The sequence below is a fragment of the Streptococcus sanguinis genome, from assembly GCF_020729765.1.
In the GTDB taxonomy this organism is placed as follows: Bacteria; Bacillota; Bacilli; order Lactobacillales; family Streptococcaceae; genus Streptococcus; species Streptococcus sanguinis_Q.
This window is the reverse complement of the sequence record NZ_JAJEPD010000057.1, coordinates 39,129-65,321: the sequence shown is the minus strand read 5'-3', so window position 1 is coordinate 65,321 and position 26,193 is coordinate 39,129. Positions and strand designations below refer to the sequence as shown.

General features: G+C 42.2%; 28 protein-coding genes. 15 read left to right on the top strand and 13 right to left on the bottom strand.

Annotation, left to right across the window (positions count from 1 at the left end):
• Positions 1 to 29 precede the first annotated feature (29 nt).
• A complete protein-coding gene (locus K4H96_RS08210) occupies positions 30 to 1,016 on the bottom strand; it encodes an L-lactate dehydrogenase (protein WP_002895436.1) in 987 nt (328 codons plus the stop codon).
• Positions 1,017 to 1,210: 194 nt separating this feature from the next.
• Between K4H96_RS08210 and gyrA the strand changes: the two genes are divergently transcribed.
• The 3 genes from gyrA (at position 1,211) to radC (ending at position 5,246) form a co-directional block, all read left to right on the top strand.
• On the top strand, positions 1,211 to 3,670 hold the full coding sequence (gene gyrA, locus K4H96_RS08205; protein WP_223336902.1) for a DNA gyrase subunit A: 2,460 nt from the start codon (positions 1,211 to 1,213) through the stop codon (positions 3,668 to 3,670).
• A gap of 14 nt (positions 3,671 to 3,684) precedes the next feature.
• Positions 3,685 to 4,440: a class A sortase gene (locus tag K4H96_RS08200; protein ID WP_002904537.1), complete on the top strand. Its 756-nt coding sequence runs from the start codon at positions 3,685 to 3,687 to the stop codon at positions 4,438 to 4,440.
• A 122-nt stretch (positions 4,441 to 4,562) separates the two neighbouring features.
• Positions 4,563 to 5,246: a RadC family protein gene (gene radC / locus K4H96_RS08195; RefSeq protein WP_002900302.1), complete on the top strand. Its 684-nt coding sequence runs from the start codon at positions 4,563 to 4,565 to the stop codon at positions 5,244 to 5,246.
• A gap of 68 nt (positions 5,247 to 5,314) precedes the next feature.
• On the opposite strand, the gene K4H96_RS08190 is transcribed toward radC, so the two are convergent.
• From K4H96_RS08190 to K4H96_RS08160, 7 genes are all read right to left on the bottom strand, one after another.
• Positions 5,315 to 6,007, bottom strand: coding sequence for a gamma-glutamyl-gamma-aminobutyrate hydrolase family protein (locus K4H96_RS08190; protein ID WP_223336901.1), 693 nt, complete (start codon positions 6,005 to 6,007; stop codon positions 5,315 to 5,317).
• Positions 6,008 to 6,031: 24 nt separating this feature from the next.
• A complete protein-coding gene (locus tag K4H96_RS08185; protein ID WP_002900304.1) occupies positions 6,032 to 6,679 on the bottom strand; it encodes a redox-sensing transcriptional repressor Rex in 648 nt (215 codons plus the stop codon).
• A gap of 122 nt (positions 6,680 to 6,801) precedes the next feature.
• A complete protein-coding gene (locus K4H96_RS08180) occupies positions 6,802 to 7,023 on the bottom strand; it encodes a DUF4649 family protein (protein WP_049541261.1) in 222 nt (73 codons plus the stop codon).
• A gap of 112 nt (positions 7,024 to 7,135) precedes the next feature.
• Positions 7,136 to 7,483, bottom strand: coding sequence for a DUF1831 domain-containing protein (locus K4H96_RS08175; RefSeq protein ID WP_002902952.1), 348 nt, complete (start codon positions 7,481 to 7,483; stop codon positions 7,136 to 7,138).
• Position 7,484: 1 nt separating this feature from the next.
• Positions 7,485 to 8,597: a cysteine desulfurase family protein gene (locus K4H96_RS08170; RefSeq protein ID WP_032908295.1), complete on the bottom strand. Its 1,113-nt coding sequence runs from the start codon at positions 8,595 to 8,597 to the stop codon at positions 7,485 to 7,487.
• Between the two features lie 10 nt (positions 8,598 to 8,607).
• Positions 8,608 to 9,564: a ribose-phosphate diphosphokinase gene (locus K4H96_RS08165; protein ID WP_002897526.1), complete on the bottom strand. Its 957-nt coding sequence runs from the start codon at positions 9,562 to 9,564 to the stop codon at positions 8,608 to 8,610.
• A 136-nt stretch (positions 9,565 to 9,700) separates the two neighbouring features.
• A complete protein-coding gene (locus K4H96_RS08160; RefSeq protein WP_032908296.1) occupies positions 9,701 to 10,264 on the bottom strand; it encodes a CYTH domain-containing protein in 564 nt (187 codons plus the stop codon).
• A 95-nt stretch (positions 10,265 to 10,359) separates the two neighbouring features.
• On the opposite strand from K4H96_RS08160, the gene K4H96_RS08155 reads away from it, so the two are divergent.
• From K4H96_RS08155 to mutY, 5 genes are all read left to right on the top strand, one after another.
• Positions 10,360 to 11,031 (top strand): GTP pyrophosphokinase, encoded by a 672-nt coding sequence (locus K4H96_RS08155; RefSeq protein ID WP_002924625.1) that lies wholly within the window; start codon positions 10,360 to 10,362, stop codon positions 11,029 to 11,031.
• The gene (locus tag K4H96_RS08150) at positions 11,015 to 11,833 is read left to right on the top strand and encodes an NAD kinase (RefSeq protein ID WP_284431856.1); all 819 of its coding nucleotides are present in this window, start codon (positions 11,015 to 11,017) and stop codon (positions 11,831 to 11,833) included. Before K4H96_RS08155 ends, K4H96_RS08150 begins: the two co-directional genes overlap by 17 nt.
• Positions 11,830 to 12,717: an RluA family pseudouridine synthase gene (locus K4H96_RS08145; RefSeq protein ID WP_002924626.1), complete on the top strand. Its 888-nt coding sequence runs from the start codon at positions 11,830 to 11,832 to the stop codon at positions 12,715 to 12,717. The genes K4H96_RS08150 and K4H96_RS08145 overlap by 4 nt, the downstream gene beginning before the upstream one ends.
• 23 nt (positions 12,718 to 12,740) lie before the next feature.
• Entirely contained in the window at positions 12,741 to 13,718 is a 978-nt protein-coding gene (gene pta / locus K4H96_RS08140) for a phosphate acetyltransferase (RefSeq protein ID WP_223336900.1), read from the top strand.
• 65 nt (positions 13,719 to 13,783) lie between these two features.
• Positions 13,784 to 14,944 (top strand): A/G-specific adenine glycosylase, encoded by a 1,161-nt coding sequence (gene mutY, locus K4H96_RS08135; RefSeq protein WP_223336899.1) that lies wholly within the window; start codon positions 13,784 to 13,786, stop codon positions 14,942 to 14,944.
• A 46-nt stretch (positions 14,945 to 14,990) separates the two neighbouring features.
• On the opposite strand, the gene K4H96_RS08130 is transcribed toward mutY, so the two are convergent.
• The 5 genes from K4H96_RS08130 to K4H96_RS08110 all read right to left on the bottom strand — a co-directional run bounded on the left by K4H96_RS08130 (position 14,991) and on the right by K4H96_RS08110 (position 19,213).
• Complete coding sequence (locus K4H96_RS08130) at positions 14,991 to 15,338, bottom strand: thioredoxin domain-containing protein (protein ID WP_223336898.1); 348 nt, start codon at positions 15,336 to 15,338, stop codon at positions 14,991 to 14,993.
• Positions 15,339 to 15,462: 124 nt separating this feature from the next.
• Positions 15,463 to 17,181 (bottom strand): phospho-sugar mutase, encoded by a 1,719-nt coding sequence (locus K4H96_RS08125; RefSeq protein ID WP_223336897.1) that lies wholly within the window; start codon positions 17,179 to 17,181, stop codon positions 15,463 to 15,465.
• A gap of 238 nt (positions 17,182 to 17,419) precedes the next feature.
• Positions 17,420 to 17,983: an ECF transporter S component gene (locus K4H96_RS08120; RefSeq protein ID WP_223336896.1), complete on the bottom strand. Its 564-nt coding sequence runs from the start codon at positions 17,981 to 17,983 to the stop codon at positions 17,420 to 17,422.
• Positions 17,967 to 18,518 (bottom strand): phosphopantothenoylcysteine decarboxylase, encoded by a 552-nt coding sequence (coaC, locus tag K4H96_RS08115; RefSeq protein WP_223336895.1) that lies wholly within the window; start codon positions 18,516 to 18,518, stop codon positions 17,967 to 17,969. The genes K4H96_RS08120 and coaC overlap by 17 nt, the downstream gene beginning before the upstream one ends.
• A gap of 11 nt (positions 18,519 to 18,529) precedes the next feature.
• Positions 18,530 to 19,213 (bottom strand): phosphopantothenate--cysteine ligase, encoded by a 684-nt coding sequence (locus K4H96_RS08110; RefSeq protein WP_223336894.1) that lies wholly within the window; start codon positions 19,211 to 19,213, stop codon positions 18,530 to 18,532.
• A gap of 213 nt (positions 19,214 to 19,426) precedes the next feature.
• Between K4H96_RS08110 and K4H96_RS08105 the strand changes: the two genes are divergently transcribed.
• The 7 genes from K4H96_RS08105 (at position 19,427) to K4H96_RS08075 (ending at position 26,080) form a co-directional block, all read left to right on the top strand.
• Positions 19,427 to 21,097, top strand: a complete 1,671-nt coding sequence (locus K4H96_RS08105) for a formate--tetrahydrofolate ligase (protein ID WP_223336893.1) — start codon at positions 19,427 to 19,429, stop codon at positions 21,095 to 21,097.
• Positions 21,098 to 21,173: 76 nt separating this feature from the next.
• On the top strand, positions 21,174 to 21,707 hold the full coding sequence (locus K4H96_RS08100; protein ID WP_023916243.1) for a GNAT family N-acetyltransferase: 534 nt from the start codon (positions 21,174 to 21,176) through the stop codon (positions 21,705 to 21,707).
• On the top strand, positions 21,704 to 22,315 hold the full coding sequence (locus K4H96_RS08095) for a DUF5052 family protein (RefSeq protein WP_223336892.1): 612 nt from the start codon (positions 21,704 to 21,706) through the stop codon (positions 22,313 to 22,315). Before K4H96_RS08100 ends, K4H96_RS08095 begins: the two co-directional genes overlap by 4 nt.
• 3 nt (positions 22,316 to 22,318) lie before the next feature.
• Complete coding sequence (locus tag K4H96_RS08090) at positions 22,319 to 22,972, top strand: DNA alkylation repair protein (RefSeq protein ID WP_223336891.1); 654 nt, start codon at positions 22,319 to 22,321, stop codon at positions 22,970 to 22,972.
• 354 nt (positions 22,973 to 23,326) lie between these two features.
• Positions 23,327 to 24,403, top strand: a complete 1,077-nt coding sequence (locus K4H96_RS08085) for an aspartate-semialdehyde dehydrogenase (RefSeq protein WP_223336890.1) — start codon at positions 23,327 to 23,329, stop codon at positions 24,401 to 24,403.
• Between the two features lie 82 nt (positions 24,404 to 24,485).
• On the top strand, positions 24,486 to 25,421 hold the full coding sequence (gene dapA / locus K4H96_RS08080; protein WP_002902934.1) for a 4-hydroxy-tetrahydrodipicolinate synthase: 936 nt from the start codon (positions 24,486 to 24,488) through the stop codon (positions 25,419 to 25,421).
• Positions 25,422 to 25,480: 59 nt separating this feature from the next.
• Positions 25,481 to 26,080, top strand: a complete 600-nt coding sequence (locus tag K4H96_RS08075) for a hypothetical protein (RefSeq protein WP_223336889.1) — start codon at positions 25,481 to 25,483, stop codon at positions 26,078 to 26,080.
• Positions 26,081 to 26,193: the final 113 nt, after the last annotated feature.

The window sequence follows — 26,193 nt, the reverse complement described above, 5'->3', positions numbered from 1 at the left end:
CCCTTTTATCAGGAGATGTTTTTTTATAATTAGTTTTTAGATGCTTCTTGGAATTCAGGATTCTTCCATGCTTCATCAATAATTGCTTGCAATTCTTTAGCAGAAGCTTGCATTTTTTGAGTCTCAGCATCGTTAAGTGGGATGTTTACTGGACGTACAATACCGTGAGCACCAACGATAGCTGGTTGACCAATGAAGACATTTTCAACGCCATATTGGCCTTCTTGGAAGACTGACAATGGCAATACAGCATTTTCATCGTCAAGGATAGCTTTTGTGATACGAGCCAAAGCAACCGCGATACCGTAGTAAGTAGCACCTTTTTTGTTGATGATTGAATATGCTGCATCACGAACGGAGATGAAAAGATCAACCAAGTCTTGTTCGTTCAAGTCGCGGTTAGCTTGCAACCATTGCTCCAATTTCACACCTGCAACGTTAGCGTGTGACCAAACAGCAAACTCAGAGTCACCGTGCTCACCCATGATGTAGGCATGGACAGAACGAGCATCAATACCAATCTTTTCAGCAAGAGCTTGACGGAAGCGAGCTGAGTCAAGTGAAGTACCTGAACCGATAACACGCTCTTTAGGGAAACCAGAGAATTTCCAAGTTGAGTAAGTCAAAACGTCAACTGGGTTAGCAGCAACGAGGAAGATACCGTTGAAGCCTGATTCTACGACTTGAGTAACGATAGATTTGTTGATAGCCAAGTTTTTACCAACAAGGTCAAGACGAGTTTCACCTGGTTTTTGAGGTGCACCTGCAGTGATAACAACGAGGTCAGCATCCGCACAGTCTGCATAAGTAGCAGCGTAGATTTTTTTAGGTGAAGTGAAAGCGAGGGCGTGGCTAAGGTCTTCAGCATCACCGACAGCCTTTTCAAATAATTGAGGGATTTCAATGATACCAAGTTCTTGAGCAATACCTTGGTTTACAAGAGCAAATGCGTAAGATGAACCTACAGCACCGTCACCAACAAGGATGACTTTTTTATGTTGTTTAGTAGCAGTCATTTCTAAACATCTCCTTATTTTTTTAGGGAACATTTCCCGTACACATTCATTCTACCACTTTTGACATATTTTGTCACGGTCAACTTGTATATCTAGTGATGTAAACGTTTTTACAAACGGTTCAAAATACTGAAAAATTAAAGAAAATGTGGTATAATAAAGGGTAGTTTAATATGAAAGAAAGGCATTTTTTAATGCAAGACAGAAACTTAGTAAATGTTAATCTGACTAGTGAAATGAAGACTAGTTTCATTGATTACGCGATGAGCGTTATCGTGGCTCGGGCACTTCCAGATGTTCGTGATGGTCTAAAGCCAGTTCACCGTCGGATTCTCTATGGTATGAATGAGCTGGGCGTGACACCTGAGAAGCCTCACAAGAAATCAGCTCGTATCACAGGGGATGTCATGGGTAAGTATCACCCGCATGGTGACTCTTCTATTTATGAAGCGATGGTGCGGATGGCTCAATGGTGGAGCTATCGCTATATGCTCGTAGATGGCCATGGGAACTTCGGTTCTATGGACGGAGATGGGGCTGCTGCTCAACGTTATACAGAAGCACGTATGAGCAAGATTGCTCTGGAGATGCTTCGTGATATTAATAAAAACACTGTTGATTATATTGACAACTATGATGCTAGCGAGAGAGAGCCTGTAGTTCTTCCTGCTCGCTTCCCTAACTTGCTTGTAAACGGTGCGACAGGGATTGCGGTTGGGATGGCGACAAATATTCCACCTCATAATCTTGGTGAGTCTATTGATGCAGTTAAGCTTGTCATGGACAATCCAGAGGCAACAACTCGCGATATCATGGAAGTCCTGCCTGGACCAGATTTTCCGACAGGAGCACTGGTTATGGGCAAGTCCGGTATTCACCGGGCTTATGAAACAGGGAAGGGTTCGATTGTTCTTCGTTCTCGCACTAAAATCGAAGAGATAAAAAATGGCCGTGAGCGAATTGTCGTAACCGAGTTTCCGTACATGGTTAATAAGACTAAGGTTCATGAGCATATTGTTCGTCTGGTGCAGGAAAAACGCATTGACGGTATCACAGCTGTTCGTGATGAGTCCAACCGTGAAGGAGTTCGTTTTGTCATTGAGGTTCGTCGTGATACCTCTGCACATGTCATTCTAAACAATCTTTTCAAGCTGACCCAGATGCAGACCAATTTCAGCTTCAATATGCTGGCTATTCAAAATGGTGTGCCAAAGATTCTGTCTCTGCGTGAGATTTTGTTGGCCTACATTGAGCACCAAAAAGAAGTGGTGACTCGACGGACGGTCTTCGATAAAGAAAAGGCAGAAGCTCGAGCTCATATCTTGGCTGGTTTGCTGATTGCGCTGGATCACATTGATGAAGTGATTCGGATTATCCGTAATAGCGAAACGGACGCAGAAGCACAGGCTGAATTGATGGCTAAGTTTGAGCTATCTGAACGCCAGAGTCAGGCTATCCTTGATATGCGTCTTCGTCGTCTGACTGGTTTGGAACGTGATAAGATTCAGTCAGAGTATGACGAGCTGATTGCCTTGATTGCAGACTTGGCTGATATTTTGGCTAAGCCAGAGCGCGTTATCGCTATTATCAAGGAAGAGTTAGACGAGGTCAAACGTAAATTTGCGGATAATCGCCGAACTGAGCTGATGGTGGGAGAAGTTCTTTCTCTTGAAGATGAAGATTTGATTGAGGAAGCGGATGTTTTGATTACCCTGTCTAATAAAGGCTATATCAAACGTCTGAATCAGGCAGAATTTACTGCTCAGAAACGCGGAGGTCGCGGTGTTCAAGGAACTGGCGTCAAAGACGATGACTTCGTCAAAGAGCTGGTCTCAACTAGTACCCACGATAGACTGCTCTTCTTTACTAACAAGGGCCGAGTCTATCGTCTCAAAGGATATGAAATCCCTGAGTACGGCCGGACAGCTAAGGGCTTGCCAGTAGTCAATCTCTTGAAGCTTGATGAAGGAGAGACTATTCAGACTATTATTAATGTCCAGCAAGACCGCAGTGATGATTCCTACCTCTTCTTTACTACTCGTCATGGGGTGGTCAAACGGACCAGTGTAACAGAATTTGCTAATATTCGTCAGAATGGTCTCAAAGCTTTGAATTTGAAGGATGAAGACGAGTTAATCAATGTCTTTCTGACGGACGGTGCTGCAGACGTTATCATTGGTACTAAGTTTGGTTATTCTGTCCGCTTCAATGAGACAGCTGTCCGGAGCATGAGCCGTATAGCGACTGGTGTTCGCGGAGTCAATCTTCGAGAGGGGGACCAGGTCGTTGGAGCTGGTGTGATTGCTGAGGGAGACGAAGTGCTTGTCATCACCGAAAAAGGCTATGGTAAGCGAACTCTTGCTAGTGAGTATCCAACCAAGGGCCGTGGTGGTAAAGGTATTAAAACAGCCAATATCACTGATAAGAATGGACCTCTTGCCGGTCTGATGACAGTAACTGGCGAGGAAGATTTGATGATTATCACTAATACTGGTGTCATCATTCGGACAAGTGTGGCGAATATTTCTCAGACTGGCCGCTCAACCATGGGAGTTAAGGTCATGCGTCTGGACCAAAATGCACAGATTGTCACCTTTACAAGCGTCGAAGCAGATGATAAAGAAGATGTAGCAGAGGAAGAAAACGAATCGTAAAAGAGGACCTCTATATGGTACAAGGAAAAAGAAGTCGAAAAAGAAAACAAAAAAGCAAAAGAAATATTTTTATCAATATTGTTGCGTCATTATTAATTATTGTGGCTCTGGGTTTAATCTTTAATGCGCAAATCCGAAACATGATTATGGTTTGGCATACCAACCAATATCAGGTCAGCAAGGTTTCCAAAGACTCTATTAATAAAAATAAAAATGCTGAGACTAGCTTTGATTTTAATAAGGTAGAGTCGCTTTCTACAGAAGCAGTTATCAATGCTCAGTGGAAAGCTCAGCAACTGCCTGTTATCGGAGGCATCTCTATTCCAGAAGTATCCATGAATTTGCCAATCTTCAAAGGACTGGATAATGCTGGATTGTATTATGGTGCTGGTACGATGAAAGAGACTCAGCAGATGGGGCAGGGGAATTATGCCTTGGCTAGCCACCATGTCTTTGGCATCACAGGGGCTAGCAACATGCTCTTTTCCCCACTGGATCGTGCTAAGGCTGGCATGAAAATCTATATCACTGATAAAGAGCATGTCTATACTTATGTAATCACTAGTGTTGAAACGGTAACTCCAGATCGAACAGACCTGATTGAGGATACCGAAGGAGTTACAGAGATTACTTTGGTTACTTGTGAGGATGCTGCGGCAACCAACCGGACTATTGTCAAGGGAACGTTAGAAGGCTCTGTCGAGTATGACAAGGCTCCTAAGGATGTTCTTGAATCTTTCAGTAAGTCCTATAATCAAATGCAGATTTAAAGGCAAGAGACTAAAAAAATTTCACTCCAAAGGTTAGGAAGAACTCTAACTTTTGGAGTTTTTTTATATCAATTCTTGCTGATTTTGACTCTTTTTCCGAATAATAAGGTAAGGAGGTTTCTATGTATAGCATTTCATTTCAAGATGATATTAGCATGATGCCGCGGGAACGTTTAATGAGAGAAGGGGCTGAAAAACTCAGTAACCAGGAGCTCCTATCAATTTTTCTCAGAACAGGCAACAAAAAAGAAACTGTTTTTCAAGTTTCTCAAAGAATTTTATCATCAATTTCTAGTTTGAACGATCTCAAGTATTTAACTTTGCAGGAATTGCAGACTATTTCTGGAATCGGTCCGATTAAGGCTGTGGAGCTGCAGGCTATTATCGAGTTAGGTCGTCGGATTAACCGAGCAGAGGTTCTGCAAAAAGAGCAGATTATGGGCAGTCAAAAATTAGCCCAGAAGATGCAGCAGGAATTGGGAGATATGAGGCAGGAGTGCTTGGTTGCTATTTATCTTAATAGTCAAAATCAAATTCTTCACCAGCAGACAATTTTCATGGGGACGGTCAGCAGAAGCATTGCTGAGCCAAGAGAGATTCTCCACTACGCTCTCAAACATTTGGCGACATCTATCATACTGGTACACAATCATCCATCAGGCTCAGTTGTTCCTAGCAGAAATGATGATGAGGTGACCCAGCATATGAAAGAAGCATGTGAGATGATGGGCTTGGTTCTTTTGGATCATTTGATTGTGTCTAAGTCCAACTACTATAGCTACCGAGAGGAGACAGATATGATATAATTTGATTTACTTGAATATAAAAAACTTCTATTCGTGTAGAACAAAAGTTTATCTAGGAATAGAGGCTTTTAAAGAATATTGACAACATAATCAAACAGAGCTAAGTCTCCTTCTCTGGAGCCAAACAAGAACTCTGGGTGCCATTGGACGCCAAGGAAAGGACTACCGTCAGTAGAAGTGATGGCTTCAATAATCTTATCGCGAGGATCATAGGCGATGACTTCTAGGCCAATCGCTAAATCCTTGATACTTTGGTGGTGGAAGGAGTTGATTTCAGATGCAGGGCCATAGATTTCGTGCAGAATAGAGCCGTTCTTGGTCACCATGCTTTGAGTTGTGTACTCAGCAGAGCTATCTTGCCAATGATCTTCAATATCTTGATGAAGAGTACCGCCTAGGGCTACATTATAAAGTTGGGTTCCGCGGCAGACAGTGAAGATTGGTTTATTTTGGCGGCGAGCTTCCCTGATTAAAGCTAATTCAAAAATGTCCCGTTTGAGTAGATAATCATCGCTGTCAATGGTTTTTTCTTCTCCATAGAATTGAGGGCATACATTCTGACCGCCTGTGATGATTAATTTATCGACAATGGAAACATACTGTTTAGCCATTTCTTCATCACCAATTGGCAAAATCATTGGAATTCCGCCAACTTCTTTAACTCCCTCAACGAATCCTGTCGCCGTATAGCTCATATGGATGAAGTGATCGTCTGGAATTTCTCTTTCATTTCCGGTTATTCCAATAATAGGTTTACTCATAGAGTGTTTAATACCTCTTTCAAATTAATAATCATTTTTTCTCATGAAGTAGAGCAGAGTCTGCAGTTCGCTAGTCAGGTCAACATACTGGACGACCACATCCTTAGGCAGGGATAGGTTTACTGGTGAGAAGCAGAGAATGCCCTTGACACCAGCCTGAACTAAGATAGATGCGACTTCTTGAGCTTTTACGCTAGGTACAGTTAGGATAGCAGTTTGCACATTTCCTGACTGTATTTTTTCTTTGATTTGGGAAATTCCATAGATAGGAATCCCATCGCTGGTTGTGCTGCCAACTTCTGGATGGTCATCTGTGTCAAAAGCCATTACAACCTTCATTTTATTGCGCTCATGAAAACGATAGTGCAGCAGAGCACGTCCCATATTACCAACGCCAACAATCATGACATTGGTAATAGCATTGTCGTTTAAGAGGTCAGCAAAAAAGTTCATTAATTTCTTGACATCGTAACCAAATCCTCTGCGGCCGAGTTCACCGAAATAAGAAAAATCTCGTCTGACAGTAGCAGAGTCAATACCAATGGCTTCTGCAATTTGTTTGGAGTTGGCTTTTTCAATCTTCTCAGCATTAAAACGTTTAAAAATACGATAGTAGAGCGATAGCCTTTTAGCAGTAGCTCGGGGAATTGTAGTATTTTTTTCAGTTTTCACAAAATCACAACCTTTCTAATTCTATTTTATAGAAAGTTTGTGAAAAAATCAACTAATTAAGAGTGTTTGATCATTAAAAAAGAAAAGAGTGGAAGTTTTGGTTGTGTTGTAACTGCGAAGGATTAGTCCTGGTAGGGAGTCAAGTCTAACTGGTACATCTGGCGGTACAAGTCACCAATTAACCCTGTAAAAGGCAGCTGGTGCCCATTATAAGTGATGGAAAGTACTTTGAGCGAGTCAGGAACTGTGACACAGCCAGAGAAGGCGAGAAGAAATTCGTCGAAGTCTTCATAGGTAAGTGTCCGTTTCACTTTATATGAGTCCAAATAGGTCAGTTCAACCATCGTTAATCCTTTCTTTGGGTTCGGTTGATTTTTTCTTCAAGTGTTCTAAGTAGAAGTCAAGCTCGTTTTTTTAAGAGTCTAAATCAAAAAAGCAAAATTGCGAGAATCTTGCTTATTGTGGTGTCTTTTCAAAAATATTTCTTTCAACCAGGCTATCCATCAAGAAATAAAATTTTTGCTGGATAATGTGATGGTCTTCTGATTTGAAAATATTGACCAAGCGCAGGCCTGATTTGTCAGTGATATTGATTTTGAAACCATTCAAATCTTTATTGACGATTATTTTCAGCAGAAAACCATTTCCGCTGTTGGGAACAGATTCCAGCAGACGAGAGAGTTCATAGTTGCCAACCTTGCTTTCAGCGAATGTATTGTCGCGCAAGGTAAATTTCTTGACATTTGGGTGAAGTGAATAGGTATATTCACAGTTTGCTAAGCTAACAGATGTTTGAAAGGCCATCTTATCCTCCTAAAATTTCTTTTAATTTCTTTGTAAATGATTGAATATCTTGCAGAGTCGTCTGGTCCGAAGTACTGATCCGAATGGACTCATACAAGCGGTTGGAATCTTTGCCATACATAGCCTGCAGGACATGACTGGGTTGTATAGCTCCGGCTGTGCAAGCTGAGCCTGTTGAAATGGAAAAGCCATTTAAATCCATTTGAAGCAGAAGCAGGTCATTTTTTTGATTGGGAAATCCCAAATTGATGACGTAAGGCAAGCTGGGCTGACTTTCATTTAAGTAAAAGTCAATGTCCGATAAGTCAGCAAGTAAGCTGTCTTTTAAGTCTTGAGCATGCTCTAGATTTTCCTCAAGATTTTCCGTGCTATCTGACAGAGCCGCCGCCATACCTGTGATAGAGATTAGATTTTCAGTTCCGGCCCGGTGTTTTTCTTCCTGGTCGCCACCGTGCATGAAATTGTCAAAATCCATCTTCTTGGCATAAAGGAAGCCAACGCCTTTGGGACCATGAAACTTATGCGCTGAAGCAGAGAGGAAGTCAATCCTTAGCTCGTCAGGGTAGATGGGAAGTTTACCAATTGCTTGGACAGCATCAACGTGAAAAGCAGCAGGATGTTCGTGCAGTAATTCACCAATTTCCTTAATGGGGAGCATGGCACCCGTCTCGTTATTAACCGCCATGACGGACACAAGAATAGTGTCAGGTCTAAGTGCCTTTTTAATATCCGCCGCTCGAATCTGACCATCCACCGGCTGAACAAAAGTAGCTTCAAAGCCGAATTTGTCTACTAAGTACTCCACCACTTCTAAGACAGCATGGTGTTCAATAGCAGTGGTAACAATATGTTTTCCTCGGTTCTGGTGACGAAGGGCATAGCTTTTGATAGCAGTATTGTTGCTTTCAGTGCCACCTGAAGTAAAAAGAATCTTATTGCTTTGAGTATGCAGAGCTTGAGCAATATCCTCACGCGCCTGTCTGAGGAGTTTACTAGCTTCTCGGCCATGACTATGCGTACTGGATGGATTTCCAAAGACGGTCATAGTTTTGGTCATTGCTTGGATTGCAGCAGGCGACAAAGCAGTTGTAGCGGCATTATCTAAATAAATCACTCCGGTTACCTTATTTCTTTTGATAGGCAAAGAGTGGGCTGACTGGTTTTCTCTCTTGAATGCGGACAATAGCATCACCAATCAGTTCACTAGCTGTAATGTAGTGGAGATTCTTAGGTGTTTTTTCTTTGGTATCAACAGAGTCGGTCACAAGAATTTCCCTGATAGGAGAATTATCCAGCAATTCCGCAGCTTTATCCGCGAAGAGACCATGACTGGATACAGCATAGATTTCGACTGCGCCTTCGCGACAGACAATTTTAGCTGCTTCAGAGAAAGTCCGACCGGTATTTAAAATGTCGTCAATAAGAATAGCTTTCTTGCCCTCGACATCTCCAATGATATATCCCTCAGAGCGACCCGCCTCATCTTCGCCATAATCAATGATAGCGATAGGGGCATCCAGATATTCAGCCAAATTGCGGGCGCGTTTTACACCAGAGTTTTTAGGGCTGACGACAACGACATCATCTCCCGTTAACCCCATATTACAATAATGTTTGGCAAAGAGTGGGATAGTGAAGAGGTTATCAACTGGGATATCAAAGAAACCTTGGACCTGCACGGCATGAAGATCCAGAGAAATCACGCGATCTACTCCAGCGCCGACAAGCATGTTGGCAACCAGTTTAGCTGTAATTGGCTCGCGAGGAGCAGCAGTCCGATCCTGACGTGCATAACCAAAATAAGGCATGACAACATTAATCGTATTAGCACTGGCACGCTTGCAGGCATCCACCATAATCAAGAGCTCCATCAAGTGATTATTGACAGGGAAGCTAGTAGACTGAATGATGTAAATGTCATAGCCACGAACACTTTCTTCGATGTTAATCTGAATTTCGCCGTCTGAGAATTGGCGGGAGGAAAGTTTCCCCAATGGAACCCCAGCAGCTTCAGCGATTTTTTCAGCTATGGAATGATTGGAGTTGAGGGAAAAAAGCTTCATATTTTTTTTATCTGACATGAGTTGGACCGTCCTCTTTTTGTCTCATTTCTATAATCTAATGCTCCATGAAATTTATATTTCAATAGTCTTTAGATTGCTACCTTTTATTTTACCAAAAAAATTAGATTATTTCAGCTATTTTGTGGTCGTTGATTTACAAGTTTTCAGAAAATCTTGCTATCTTGCTCTTACTAGGTTTGTAGTCGATGCAGTGCTGTTTTAGGAAGTTGAGGAAATTTTCTTTTCCTTTTTCGAAATCTTCAACTTCGACTTCGAGTTCGAAGTCTGTTTTGCCCAAGTAGTGACTCTCATCCAGAGCAAGCAGACCGATTTCGTCTTCTTTTTCATAGCGGATAGTCTCTAGAGAGCCTAAAACTTTAAAGTCTTGAACGGGAAGTCCTTTTTGAAGCAGCGTCTCTAAAAGCTCTCCCGTAGGAAATTCATTGTTCTGCAAAATATTTTCAGTTTCTTCTGGTGTCAAGTTCTGATTGAGTTCCAAGGCTCCGACTTCTTGAGGAATCTTGAGCGTCAGCTCTGCTTCGCGATGGTTAAAAGTCCGTACTCGAAAAGCCATGTGAGCGTGTCGGATACTCTGCTGATCTGAATCGATGTAGTGGTTGGTTTGGCTAATAGGCGAAATATCAACAAATAACTGAAGCAGACGGTCGTGCTCTTCTTTGGTCAGCATGGTTTTGAATTCAATTTCTAAGTGATTCATTTTCATATCCTTTTCTTTTTTTTGAAAGCGATTTATGTTATAATAACAGTTGTGTTTATTTTATACAAAAAATAATGATATGACAAGGTAAGTGTATGACAATAGAATGGGAAGAGTTTCTAGACCCCTATATTCAAGCGGTTGGAGAGCTGAAAATTAAGTTGCGTGGGGTGCGAAAGCAATACCGCAAGCAGCAGCGTCATTCCCCGATTGAGTTTGTGACCGGGCGTGTCAAGCCGATTGAGAGCATTAAAGAAAAGATGGTTCTGCGAGGCATTCGAGAGGAAAATATCGAGCAGGAGATGCAGGATATCGCTGGCTTACGGGTCATGGTACAGTTTGTCGATGATGTGGATGAAGTTTTAGAAGTCCTGCGAAACCGGACTGATATGCGTATTGTCCAGGAACGGGATTACATCAAAAACAAAAAAGCCAGTGGCTATCGGAGTTACCATGTGATTGTAGAATATCCAGTTGATACGATTAATGGTCATAGGCTTATTCTGGCTGAGATTCAGATTCGCACCCTTTCGATGAATTTTTGGGCTACGATTGAGCATTCTTTGAATTACAAGTATAAAGGAGAATTTCCCGAGGAAATCAAATGCCGCTTGGAAACGACAGCTAATCTTGCCTATCAGCTGGATGAGGAGATGGGAGAAATCCGTGATGCTATCCAGGAGGCGCAGGCTCTCTTTGATCCTCTTCACCGCAAGTTAAATGACGGTGTGGGAAATAGTGATGATACAGATGAAGAATACAGATAAAAAAATAGCGATTATCCGCAATCGGAAAAGACAGAGTGAACAAGTCTATCAGGATTTGAAGCAGAAGCTGAAACAGAACGGCTTTATTTTAACTCCTAAGAATCCCGACATTGTGATTTCGGTGGGTGGTGACGGCATGTTGCTGTCGGCTTTTCATATGTATGAAGAACAGCTGGATCGGGTCCGCTTTGTCGGTGTGCATACAGGGCATCTCGGCTTTTATACAGACTACCGTGATTTTGAACTAGATAAGCTGGTAGAAAATCTCAAATTAGATACTGGTGCTCAGGTTTCTTATCCAATTTTAAATGTGAAAATCACTTTTGAAAATGGTGATACACGCACTATTCGTGCTTTGAACGAAGCAACAATCAAGCGTTCGGATCGGACTATGGTAGCTGATGTCATTATCAATCGGGTTCATTTCGAGCGTTTCCGAGGAGATGGGATTTCTGTTTCTACTCCGACAGGCAGTACAGCCTATAACAAATCTCTGGGTGGAGCGGTATTGCATCCGACAATCGAAGCCTTGCAGGTGACAGAAATTGCCAGTCTCAACAATCGGGTTTATCGGACATTGGGTTCGTCTGTCATTGTTCCCAAAAAGGATAAGATTGAACTGGTGCCGACCCGCAGCGACTATCACACTATTGCGGTTGATAACCAGACTTTCTCTTTCAAAAACATTGTCCGCATTGAGTACCAGATTGACAATCATAAGATACATTTTGTGGCTTCACCAAGCCATACCAGCTTTTGGAATCGTGTCAGAGACTCCTTTATTGGAGAGTGCCAGGAATGAGGTTTGAGTTTATTGCTGATGAACATGTCAAGGTAAAGACCTTTTTGAAGCGACATGAAATTTCCAAAGGCCTCTTGGCTAAGATAAAATTTTCCGGCGGAAACATTCTTGTCAACCATCAGCCTCAGAACGCTATTTATCTCTTGGATATTGGCGATAAAGTGACGATTGACATTCCTTCTGAAAAAGGATTTGAGAGTCTGAAAGCTGTTGATAAGGACTTGTATGTCGTCTACGAGGATGAGCATTTCTTGGTTTTGGATAAGCCGGCAGGAGTGGCCAGTATTCCCAGTGTTAACCACACCAACACCATGGCAAACTTTGTCAAGGCTTACTATATTGGTCAGGGCTATGAAAACCAACAGGTGCATATCGTGACGCGTCTGGATAAGGATACAAGTGGACTCATGCTCTTTGCCAAACATGGCTATGCTCATGCCAGATTGGATAAGCAGCTACAGAAGAAGCTGATAGAAAAGCGCTATTACGCTCTGGTTCGGGGGACTGGTGACTTAGAAGAGCAAGGTGAGATTATTGCTCCGATTGGACGCAACCCTGAGAGTATCATTACGAGGCGCGTGACAGAGGATGGTAAGTACGCCCATACCAGTTACAAGGTCATAGAGCAGTTCGGAGATGTCTATCTGGTGGATATCCGTCTTCATACTGGGAGGACTCATCAAATCCGCGTTCATTTTTCACATATTGGCTTTCCGCTTTTGGGTGACGATCTTTATGGAGGGAGTTTGGAACACGGAATAGAGCGCCAAGCTTTACATTGTCATTCTTTGAAATTTTATAACCCTTTTAGCGGACAGGAAGTTGAGCGTGCCAGTCCTTTGCCAGAAGATTTTAAACAAGTTATTGAGAAATTAAAAGATTAAGAGATAAAGGAGTTTTAAGAAACATGAAAATTTTTGATTCAATTCGTGAAGCCTTGAAAGATAAGGAAGTAAAAATTGTCTTGCCGGAGGGTGAAGAGCCACGGATTTTGCAAGCAACTAAACGTTTGGTGAAAGAAACCGATATTACACCAGTTCTATTGGGTAATCCTGATAAAATCCGTATCTATCTAGAAATTGAGGGAGTAAAAGAAGGATATCAAGTTATTGATCCTTCAAACTGTTCCTGCTTTGAGGAGTTGGTAGAAGCATTCGTTGAGCGCCGTAAAGGAAAAATCACTGCAGATGAAGCACGTCAGTTGCTAAAGGAAGACGTCAACTACTTTGGTGTTATGTTGGTTTACCTTGGTAAGGTTCAAGGGATGGTATCTGGCGCGATTCACTCTACGGCAGCGACTGTTCGGCCGGCTCTTCAAATCATCAAGACTCTTCCTTGGGTTTCTCGCACTTCAGGAGCCTTCCTCATGGTGCGTGATGACGAACGCTACATTTTCAGTGACTGTGCCATCAATATCGATCCAGATGCCAATGTTTTGGCGGAGATTGCTGTTAACTCAGCTTTGACAGCACAAATTTTCGGTATTGATCCTAAAGTTGCCATGCTCAGCTATTCGACCAAGGGCTCTGGTTTCGGAGAAAAGGTTGATAAGGTTGTAGAAGCGACTAAGTTGGCTCAGGAAATGCGTCCAGACTTGGCTATCGATGGTGAATTACAGTTTGATGCAGCTTTTGTTCCTGCAACAGCTGAACTGAAAGCACCTGGCAGCCCGGTGTCTGGTCAAGCGACTGTCTTTGTCTTCCCAAGTATCGAGGCTGGTAATATCAGCTACAAAATGGCAGAGCGTTTAGGTGGCTTTTCAGCAGTAGGTCCTATCTTGCAGGGTCTTAACCATCCAGTTAATGACCTTTCTCGAGGATGTAATGCGGATGACGTATACAAGCTGACTTTGATTACAGCCAGTCAGGCTGTTGGTCATTATTAAACGATAAGAAACAATTGGAGGGCATAAGCTCTTCAATTTTTCTTGCCTTATGCTATACTAGATTTATGTTAGATTTGAAAGAATACGGAATTGAGATGTGGGGGGCAGATAAAATCGCCTCTTTTCGAGAGAAATTATTAACTTGGTATGATGAAAACAAACGTGACCTGCCTTGGCGCAGAACAAATAATCCTTATCATATCTGGGTTTCTGAGATTATGCTGCAGCAGACTCGGGTGGATACGGTGATTCCTTACTATGAGCGCTTTCTTGACTGGTTCCCGACAGTAGCTGATTTAGCTCAGACACCAGAGGATAGACTGCTCAAGGCTTGGGAAGGGTTGGGCTATTATTCGCGGGTGCGAAATATGCAAAAAGCAGCCCAGCAGATAATGACAGATTTCGCTGGAAAATTTCCTGATAGCTATGAAGGAATTGCTAGCCTCAAAGGAATTGGACCTTATACGGCTGGTGCTATTGCTAGTATTGCCTTTGGACTAGCTGAGCCTGCGGTAGATGGCAATGTCATGCGGGTGCTGAGTCGATTATTTGAAGTTGATTTAGATATTGGCCAACCCAGCAATCGTAAGGTCTTTCAGGCTATGATGGAGATTCTGATTGATCCAGACAGACCCGGAGATTTCAATCAGGCGCTGATGGATTTGGGGTCAGATATTGAAGCTCCTGTTAATCCTCATCCAGAAGACAGTCCTGTAAAGGAGTTCAGCACAGCTTATTTGAATGGAACAATGGATAAATATCCAATCAAAGCACCTAAAAAGAAGCCAGTTCCGGTCTATCTGCAAGGCTTGATTATCGAAAACGAACAGGGACAATTCTTACTTGAAAAGAATGAGGCTGCTGGCTTGTTATCAGGTTTTTGGCATTTTCCCTTGATTGAAGTCGAGGAATTTCAAACTGAAAATCAGATGTCCCTCTTTGAGGTGGCTGAAAATCAGTCAAGTCTGGACTTGTCTCCTCAAGAAAGCTTTGAGCAGGATTATGATTTGATTGTTGATTGGCAGCAGCAGTCCTTTTCAAAAGTGCAACATGTTTTCAGCCATCGCAAGTGGCATATCCAGCTCGCTTATGGCCGAGTTAAAGATAGCCAGCACGCAGCTGATGGAGAGGTCTTGTGGCTTCATCCAGATGACTTTGGAAACTACCCCTTCGCCAAGCCCCAGCAGAAGATGTGGGAGTCCTTTCAGGAAGCTAGAAATAAGTAAAAAAATCTGAGACTCGCGAGTCTCAGATTTTTGAATTGAATCAATTTTATAAGTTTGCAAAAGCTTTAATCTCATCTGCAGTCATAGAAGAATCGCAACGAACAGATACTTGGCCGTCTTGAACATGAACAAAACCAGGAACAGTCGGAATGCTGTATTCAGAGCGGAAGGCTTGCAGTTTCTCTAATTCGCTGGCTTCTTCACTGTTAATGAAGTAGATGTGTGCTTTAGTTTCAGCTACGACACCAGCTAATGTTCCAGCAAACTTACGGCAGTAAGGGCAAGTTTTACGACCAACGAAGAAAGTTACTGTCTCTTTGTCAGCAATCGCTTGACGAGCACGATCAACAGTTGTGACTTCAAGGTCTTTAATATTTTGAGCAAATTGTTCCATAAATAATCCTCATTTCTTTTGATAAAACTAGTATGCCATAAAAAGCAGAAAAATGCTTGATTTGGAAACGAAAAACCAGAGAATGTGAAATTCATCCTCTGGTTGATTGGTTGATAGTGTTATTTTACTTGATAAAAGCATTAATCTCTGCTTCAATAGCAGCAATTTTTGATTGAGCATCTTCATTGCTGTCACCGACAACGGCAATGTAGAACTTGATTTTTGGTTCTGTTCCGGATGGCCGGACAGCAATCCATGAACCGTCAGCCAAAGTGTATTTCAGCACATCGCTTGGAGGAGTTGTCAGAGCTGTAACAGTACCGTCTGCGGCAGTAGAAGTCTGTGCCTTAAAGTCTTCAGTAACAGAAATAGCAGTAGCGTTGAATTCTTTTGGACCATTGTCGCGGAATTTAGCCATGATAGCCTTGATTTGCTCAGCTCCATCAACACCAGACAAGGTCACAGAGATAGTCTTTTCAGCAAAGTAGCCATACTCTTTGTAGATTTCTTCGATACCGTCAGCCAGAGTCAAGCCACGTGAGCGGTAGTAGGCAGCTAGCTCAGCCACGACCAAAACAGCTTGGATAGCGTCTTTATCACGTACAAACGGTTTAATCAGATAGCCGAAGCTTTCTTCAAATCCCATCATGTAGGTGTGGTTGTGCTTTTCTTCGAATTCTTGAATCTTTTCAGCGATGAATTTGAAACCTGTCAAGACATTGAACATGGTTGCACCGTAGCTTTCAGCAATCTTAGTCACCAAGTCAGTGGAAACGATAGACTTGCAGAGAGCTGCGTTAGCTGGCAGAGTTCCAGCGCTCTTATGAGCTTCCAAGATGTACTTAGCCATGATTGCCCCGATTTGGTTACCTGAAAGATTGAGATAGCTGCCGTCTTTTTGCAGGACTTCCACACCGACACGGTCAGCATCTGGGTCAGTTGCGACCAAGACATCTGCACCAACTTTACGGCCTAATTCTTCAGCCAAGGCAAAGGCTGCTTGGCTTTCAGGGTTTGGAGACTTAACGGTAGAGAAGTCAGGATCAGCTACAGCTTGAGCTTCAACAACTTCAACAGAATCAAATCCTGCTTGAGCCAAAGCGCGACGAGCCAACATTTCACCAGTACCGTGCAACGGAGTATAGACAATCTTCATGTCCTTGCCGTATTCATCAATCAGTTTTTGGTTGATATTAACATCTTTAACTTCCTTGAGGTATTCAGCATCAATAGCATCGCCAATCACTTCAATCAAGCCAGAAGCTTTTTCAGCTTCAACATCAGCGACCTCAATAGCAAAAGGATTTTCAATCGCACGGATGTAGTCAGTCAATGCATCTGCATCATGCGGAGGCATTTGTCCGCCGTCTTCACCATATACCTTGTAGCCGTTAAATGGAGCAGGGTTGTGGCTGGCTGTAATCATGATACCAGCGAAAGTTCCAAGATGGCGTACTGCAAATGAAAGTTCTGGAGTTGGGCGCAGACTTTCAAAGACATAGGACTTGATGCCGTGCTTAGCTAAAACAGCAGCAGATTCAAAGGCAAATTCTGGTGAGAAATGACGAGAGTCGTAAGCAATCGCAACACCGCGTTTTTTGAACTCTTCACCTTTTTCTTCAATCAAGCGAGCCAAACCTTCGGTTGCCTGACGAACAACATAAATATTAATACGGTTGGTACCGGCGCCAATCAAACCACGCATACCAGCGGTACCAAACTCAAGATTGGTGTAAAAAGCATCTTCCTTAGTTTTTTCGTCCATACTGTTCAAGTCTTGGCGAAGATAGTCAGGAAGTTCAGCATAATCAAGCCATTTTTTGAAGTTATCTCGATAAGTCATAGGTGGAGTCTCCTTTATTTTTGAAATGAAGAGATGGAAATTTTAGTAAAAAATCCTGCTCTTAAATTTTCTTAATCGCTTTCATTGTAGCACATTTTCATTAATTTTGAAAGAGGTTACCTAGAAAACAATGAAATACTTTTCAAGGTATTGTTTCAAGGATTTCAGAATAATATTGCAGAATTGCGAGATTAAAAAAAGACCAAAGCAAGGCTTGGTCTGGAAAACTAACTCATCATCATTTTTTGGCTTTCTCAAGCGCAGGAATGATAGTTGCTGTCAAAATCGCAGAAATGATTAACTCGGCAATGGAATTTGCTGATAGAATCACAGCCAGAAGTGCTTTGATATCTCCTTGGTATACATTTGAAAAGAGAAAGAAAATACCTCCCAAGACAAAAATGGTATTGGTGGCAGAACCTACGGAACCTGCTACAATCAAGCCGGCCTTATTTTTCATAGCTTTATATACGAAATAAGGAGTGATACCGATGAGAATACGAGGCACCATGGCAACAAGAAGTGAAGAGAGGCTTCCATTTGGCACAAAAGGGCTAAAGAGATAACTGGTTGGCAGCAGCACCAAGGTATTGGTAACAACGCTGATACATCCCATGAGGCCACCTAGAACAGCTCCGACTTTAGGGCCATAGAGGATACTGGCAATAATCACTGGAATATGAATAATCGTAGGTTTAATCGGTACTGGAAGCAAGTTGAAAATAACCGAGCTGAGCAGGTGAAGTACCAGCATAATGGCAAAGAAAATAGCAATTTGAGCAATTTTAGATTGTTTTTTCATAAATAAGTTCCTTTACTTTATCAATAATCGTATCAATTTCAGCTAGAGCACCTGTCCCCTGATCACCACAGGCTAGAACAGCTTCGCGTGGTTGGATAATTTTCCATCCAAAACGCTGCAGACGCTCCAAATTGTGCTGAGTTAGTGGATTTTCAAACATCTTAGTGTTCATAGCTGGAGCTAAAACTTTCTTCGTATGAGGCTGCAGAGCCAGGGCAGTAGCTGTCACCATATTGTCAGCTAAACCGTTGGCTAGTTTAGCGATGGTATTGGCTGTAGCGGGAGCTAGCAAAAAGAGGTCAGACTTTTTAGCAATGTCAATGTGATTGACCTTGCTAGGATCAGGTTCTTGCATAATATCAATTGCAACTTGTCTTTGCGACAAGACTTGCAGGGTCAGTGGTGTGATAAATTCTGTCGCTGCCTCTGTCATGATGACAGTGACTTCAAAGTTCTCTTTCTTTAGACGGCTAGTGATGTCAGCAGCCTTATAGGCTGATATACTGCCGCTGACGGCTAAGGTAATCTGAGTCATCTTAATCCTCCTTATGTATTGTGTATATGCAGGCAGAGGAGCTGAGCAATTTCTTCTTTGGATTGAGCTTGAGTTACAGTATCTTTTCCAACGAGATAGGCTCTGTGCCCATGGTTAGAAATCTCTGTCAAATCATTGGCGACGATAATTTCTGCTTGATTTTTTATGAGACTGTCTCGTGCGGTCTTGAGTAACTCTTCCTTAGTAACATTGACCAAGAGTTTGAATCCAATCAAGCGAATGGCTGGATTCCATTTTTTTACCAGGCTGATGACTTTTGGAGTCTTTTTGAGAAAAAGGACTTGAACATCATCCTGAGAAGAAATTTTGCTTTCTGAGTTAGTCTTATTCAAAAATTCAGTCATGTCAGGGCTAGCCGCTACAGCTTCCAAACCAGTCATGTAGACGGGAGTATAGTCAGAAACAGCCATTGCATGAATCAATACATCATGTGTGTGAATGAGCGGCTCCAAGCTTTCAAGCAGTTCTGCAACATTTTCAATCTGTACAATGGTAAGATTGGGATGAGCTGCCGGGCGGACAGCCTTGGGAGTCGTCACCAGAGTCACCTGATCGCCCTTGTCTAGGGAAGTTTCAGCTATAATTTTCCCTAGCCGGCCCGTCGAATGATTGGTAATAGAGCGGACACGGTCGATTTTCTCGCTGGTCCCGCCAGAAGTAATCAATATGTTCATAGCACTATTTTACAAGAAAAAAGAAATTTAGTAAAATAATTCTAATTGCAGAGTGTCACAGCGGAAAATAATTCTCTAAAATCTTATATTTCAGAGGACAGGAATTTTCCAACTTTCCTTTTTCCCGAACATTAAAATCTATTTAGAGCTTAATCATGTAGATTTTGCTCTTTTTTGTTATAATCTTTATATTAATTGATAGAGGAGTTCTTGATGAAAACAGATATTGAAATTGCTCAAAGTGTTGAATTGCAGCCTATTGTTGATGTGGTGAAAAAAGTCGGCATCGACTATGATGACTTGGAACTATATGGTAAATATAAGGCCAAGCTCAGCTTTGATAAGATTCGTGAGGTTGAAAAAAATCCTGTTGGCAAACTGATTTTGGTAACAGCGATTAATCCAACTCCTGCTGGGGAAGGTAAGTCTACCATTACCATTGGACTAGCTGATGCGCTCAATAAAATTGGCAAGAAAACTATGATTGCCATTCGCGAACCATCTCTGGGTCCTGTGATGGGGATTAAAGGAGGAGCAGCTGGCGGCGGTCACGCGCAGGTCCTACCCATGGAAGATATCAACTTGCATTTTACTGGAGACATGCACGCAATTACGACAGCTAACAACGCCCTGTCAGCTCTTATTGATAATCATTTACATCAAGGAAATGCCCTGGGAATCGATCAGCGCCGCATTATCTGGAAGCGGGTTGTTGACCTGAATGACCGAGCTCTGCGCCATGTGACTGTTGGCTTAGGAAGTCCAGTTAACGGTATTCCACGCGAAGATGGTTTTGATATTACGGTTGCTTCTGAAATTATGGCGATTCTTTGCCTAGCCACTGATATTGAAGATTTGAAAAAGCGCTTGGCTAACATTGTCATCGGTTATCGCTATGACCGCACGCCTGTCTATGTTCGTGACCTTGAGGTAGAAGGAGCCTTGGCATTAGTCTTGAAAGATGCGATTAAGCCAAATCTAGTTCAGACTATTTACGGGACACCAGCCTTTGTTCATGGCGGTCCGTTTGCCAATATCGCCCATGGCTGTAACTCTGTTTTAGCGACTAGTACAGCGCTTCGCTTGGCTGATTATACAGTGACAGAAGCAGGATTTGGTGCGGACCTTGGAGCTGAAAAATTCTTAGATATTAAAACTCCAAACTTACCAACTTCTCCAGATGCAGTCGTAATTGTCGCAACCTTGCGAGCCCTCAAGATGAATGGCGGTGTTGCTAAGGATGAACTTACAGAAGAAAATGTCGAGGCGGTCAGAGCTGGATTTGCTAATCTCAAACGTCACGTTGAAAATATCCGCAAGTTTGGTATCCCAGTAGTAGTGGCCATCAATGAATTTGTTTCAGATACAGAGGCTGAAATTGCTACGCTTAAGGAACTTTGTGCAGAAATCGGAGTAGCGGTTGAGCTTGCTAGTGTCTGGGCTGATGGCGCTGAAGGCGGTGTGTCTCTAGCTGAGACTGTAGTCAAAACCATTAATAAAGAACCTGCTCATTACACTCGCCTCTATGACAATGATCTCTCTATTGAAGAAAAAATAGAAAAAATTGTCACAGAAATCTATCGTGGTTCGAAGGTGAACTTTGAGAAAAAAGCGCAGACTCAGATTCGCGAAATTGTCAAAAACGGCTGGGACAAGCTACCAATCTGTATGGCCAAAACACAGTATAGCTTCTCTGACAATCCTGCTGCTCTGGGGGCGCCAGAAAACTTTGAAATTACCATTCGTGAACTGGTACCAAAACTTGGAGCAGGCTTTATCGTGGCTTTGACAGGAGATGTCATGACCATGCCAGGATTGCCAAAACGTCCTGCGGCACTTAATATGGATGTTGCAGCAGACGGCACAGCGATTGGACTATTTTGATCTTGGTTTAAAAGGCTCTTTACGAGCCTTTTTTGGTATAATAGTGAAAATAATGAGAATAAAATATGGAAACAACATGAACATTAGATTTGCAACACCATCAGACGCTGCGACCTTGCTTGCTATTTACGCGCCTTATGTAGAGAATACAGCCATCACTTTTGAGTATGAAGTTCCAACTATCGAAGATTTCACAAATAGGATTGCGAAAACATTGGAAAAATATCCTTACCTGGTGGCGGAAGAAGACGGTGTAGTCGTAGGTTATGCTTATGCTTCGACTTATTATGCGCGTGCCGCCTATGATTGGGCGGCGGAATTGTCCGTCTATGTCAGTCAAGATGCTCGAGGAAAGGGAGTCGGCAGTAAGCTTTATGATGAACTTGAAGACCTGTTAGATCAGATGGGATATATGCATTTTCTAGCCTGTATTTCTCTGCCTAACGAAGCTAGCCTGGCTTTGCATCGAAAAAGAGGCTATCAGCAGGTGGCGCATTTCCCTAAAATGGGCTATAAATTCGAGCGTTGGCATGACATTGTTTGGCTGCAAAAGTCCTTGGACAAGCAAGCTGGCCCCATCAAACTTTTAAAAGAAATGGAGTGGAAATGATGAAAAAGAAACATTTATTAATAACTCTTCTAAGCATTGCCCTTTTGACTTTGAGCGGCTGTCAGGCCGTTGAAAATTGGTTCAAAAATGCCAAGGAGGAATGGTTGGGGTTGGAGATGACGGTTCGCACCTATGATGAAAATTCTCAGCTTATTGACCAGATGTCGGGCAAGTCACTATCCATCTCGCGTAACGAGGAGTTTGACTCAGTTGATGCGGAAGGAAATTCTAAAGAAGATTCTTCTGTGCTCAAAATCACCTTGGGTAAGTATGAGATTGACCATGTGGGCTCTTCCTTGATTGCAGAAGAAAAAGGCTTGAAAGATGTGTTTACCCAGTATCAAAAGACTGCAGACGTTGAGGAGAACAGCCATTCTGTCCCCGTTTTAAATCGCATGATTTCAGCTTTTAAAAACGATTTTACCGGAAAGAAAAAGGTTATTCTGATTCGTTCTCAAAACGGCACTCCGTTGGCTGCCTATGCTGGCGATCGTGTCTCTCTTGATAAATCTGATGCTCCTAAAACTTCTGAATTACTAATTGATGGTAAGCGTCTCGTGATTTATCGTTGTGACTACACTATTTATGACCGTGAATTGCTGGAGTGAGCTATGAATGTAGAGGAATTGGTAAAAGAGTTAAAAGCTGTAGCTACCCCTGATGATGCAGTAGCTATGAAAGCCTATATGAAAAATAAATTTGAGTTTCTAGGAGTCAAGACTCCGGCCAGGCGGAAACTCACAAAGGCTTTTTTCAAACAGCAGACTGACTTTGTTATTGATTGGGATTTTATAAATGAAGCTTGGAATAATCCCTATCGAGAACTGCAGTACACTGCGCTAGATTATCTGGAGATTCGCAAGAAACTATTGACACCATCTGACTTGCCACGTTTGAAAAAGCTGGCCCAAACAAAATCTTGGTGGGATACCATAGACTTTTTGGACCGCTTGGTTGGATCAATCATTGCTCGATTTCCGGAAACCAAAGAGATTATTGTAGCTTGGAGTTGTGATGAGGATATTTGGTTACGGCGCTTGGCCATCGATTATCAGCTGCTACGAAAAGAGAAAACAGACACAGAGCTCTTGAAGAAGATTTTAGTGAATAATCTAGGCCGAACAGAATTCTTTATTAACAAGGCCATCGGCTGGGCGCTGAGAGATTATTCCAAAACCAATCCAGACTGGGTCAGAGCTTTTATCGAGCGGCATCAGGCAGAAATGGCTGCGCTTAGTATTCGAGAGGGAAGTAAGTATTTATGAAAATTCTAATAATCTGTCTGTCTTGACATTTTCTATGTGATAGCTTATGATAGATAAGTGCGATGAGTCGATATGCAGTTTTTCTGCAAATTGAAGCATGGGAGGTCATAAACGCAGGAGCGGATCTTGATCAGTTGTGTGAACCTGCTGATCACACGAAAGTGCCCTTATCCCCAGTCTTCGGATTGGGGATTTTTCTATTGCTCTTGATGAAATGAGTCCGCAGGAGGAAGTTGAGTTGGTGTGTTTTATCAAAATATCGCACTTATATTCTTCAGAAATATTTGCATTTTTCCCTAAAAATAGTATAATACTAACAATAAAAATTTTTTGAAAATTCAGAGAGGTTATCGCATGGGATATACAGTTGCTGTAGTAGGTGCCACTGGTGCCGTTGGATCTCAAATGATTAAAATGCTGGAAGAATCTAGCCTTCCAATTGATAAAATACGCTATCTGGCGTCTGCTCGTTCAGCTGGTAAAGTTCTCCAGTTCAAAGGACAAGACATTACCATCGAAGAGACGACTGAGACGGCTTTTGAAGGTGTAGATATTGCTCTCTTTTCAGCTGGTGGTTCTACCTCAGCAAAATTCGCTCCTTACGCAGTCAAAGCTGGAGCAGTAGTGGTCGATAATACCTCTTATTTCCGTCAAAATCCTGATGTTCCTCTGGTTGTTCCAGAAGTCAACGCCCATGCCTTAGATCAGCACAAGGGAATTATCGCTTGCCCTAACTGCTCGACAATTCAGATGATGGTAGCATTAGAGCCTGTTCGTCAGCAATGGGGGCTGGAGCGCATCATTGTGTCAACCTATCAAGCGGTTTCTGGTGCAGGTATGGGAGCCATTCTTGAAACCCAAGCTCAATTACGCTCTGTTCTCAATGATGGTGTAAATCCTAAGGATGCGGAAGCCAATATCCTGCCGTGTGGCGGTGATAAGAAACATTATCCTATTGCCTTTAATGCCTTGCCTCAGATTGATGTCTTCACAGATAACGACTATACTTACGAAGAGATGAAGATGACTAAGGAAACTAAGAAAATCATGGAAGATGATTCTATTGCTGTTTCTGCGACATGTGTCCGCCTTCCAATCTTGTCTGCCCACTCAGAGTCTGTTTACATCGAGACTAAGGAAGTTGCACCTATTGATCAGGTAAAAGCAGCAATCGCAGACTTTCCTGGTGCTGTTCTGGAAGATGATGTAGCTCATCAGGTTTATCCGCAAGCGATCAATGCGGTTGGTAAGAAAGAAACCTTTGTTGGCCGGATTCGTAAGGATCTTGATGCGGAAAAAGGAATCCATATGTGGGTGGTTTCAGACAATCTTCTTAAAGGAGCAGCTTGGAATTCTGTTCAAATCGCAGAGACACTGCATGAGCGTGGTTTAGTTCGTCCAACAGCAGAAGTTGTTTTTGAATTAAAATAAAGTGACCAAGGAAACTTGACAGCACAGGGTTGAATAATCGTTCTTTCAACCCTCTTTTCGTATAATAAAGAGAGGTAAGTTTATGGCGTATGCGGATCTGAAAAACTGTAAAATCATCACAGCTTTTATTACTCCTTTTCATGAAGATGGTTCCATCAATTTTGAAGCTATTCCAGACTTGATTGAGCACCTTTTGGCGCATCATACAGATGGGATTTTGCTGGCTGGAACGACTGCTGAAAGTCCAACACTGACACACGATGAAGAGTTGGAGCTATTTGCGGCAGTTCAAAAGGTTGTCAAGGGGCGCGTTCCTTTGATAGCTGGTGTCGGTACCAATGAAACGCGCGACTCTATCGAATTCGTCAAAGAAGTAGATGAATTTGGTGGTTTTGCTGCTGGCCTTGCCATTGTTCCCTATTACAACAAACCTTCTCAAGAAGGGATGTATCAGCACTTTAAAGCTATTGCGGATGCTTCAAACCTGCCTATCATTATCTATAATATACCTGGACGGGTAGTTGTTGAGATGACACCTGAGACTATGCTAAGGTTGGCAGAACATCCAAATATTATCGGCGTTAAAGAATGTACCAGTCTGGCGAATATGGCCTATCTGATTGAGCATCGTCCAGAGGAGTTTCTAATTTATACTGGTGAGGATGGCGATGCCTTTCATGCTATGAATCTGGGGGCTGATGGAGTTATTTCAGTTGCTTCTCACACAAATGGAGATGAAATGTTTGAAATGCTGGATGCCATTGAGCACAATGACATCAAAAAAGCAGCAGCTATCCAACGGAAATTTATCCCTAAAGTCAATGCACTGTTCTCTTATCCAAGTCCAGCCCCTGTCAAGGCAGTCCTTAATTACTTAGGATTTGCAGCTGGTCCAACCCGCTTACCTCTTGTGCCTGCACCCGAAGAAGATGCCAAACGCATTATTAAGGTCGTGGTTGATGGCGATTACCAAGCAACCAAAGAGACTGTTAAAGGTGTTCTGAGACCGGATTATTGATTTATAGAAGTAGTTTTAGGATTGACATAATAAAAATAATAAAGAAAGAATTGAAAATTGTGACAGAAAAACATAGTGAACGAATTGAGGAGTATAAGGATAAGCATAGACTGGAAAAACTTGAGGGCAAAAAAGTTTATGATAAGCCAGTTATCCGAACTGGTGATAAGGCAGGTTGCTATGGTTCAGGATTGATTTTACTTGGATCTGTTTTAGGAATTATTTATTTACTTCTAATACTGATAACGGACTGGGATTTGAAACTTTTCTCTTTCATCTGGGAAACACTTGCTGCGTTAGGGATAGTTTTCAGTCTCTTTGGAGCTTTTAAAATCGGTCAGTTGGAGCTGCACAGTTTGTCAATGGTGGCTGACAAAGAGAAAAATTTTGAAATTGATAAAGCTTTCAATCTTTATAACATCATTCACAAACCAACAAAGAAAATTCTACTTCAATATGATAGTGAAGATGATAGTTTAATTTCTCTGAACGCTGGAGGAGAGTTATTAGTTGAGCTCTTAAAGAGAGTTGAAGAAGAAAAATTGTCCTTTAAGGCTATTAACAAAACATTGAGTTTAGAAGAATTGTCTGAAAATCACTGGAAAATGCACTATCGTTATAAAAGACAGGACATAACATTAGAGAAATCCGATACATAGTGTTTGGCTTGTTATTTTAGTTGTATTGACTTAAACTGAAAAGTGAATTCAGAATCTGATAGTTTTTGAAGAGCATATAAAAAAGAGAGCTTCCTTTGAAAAATATTGGAAAA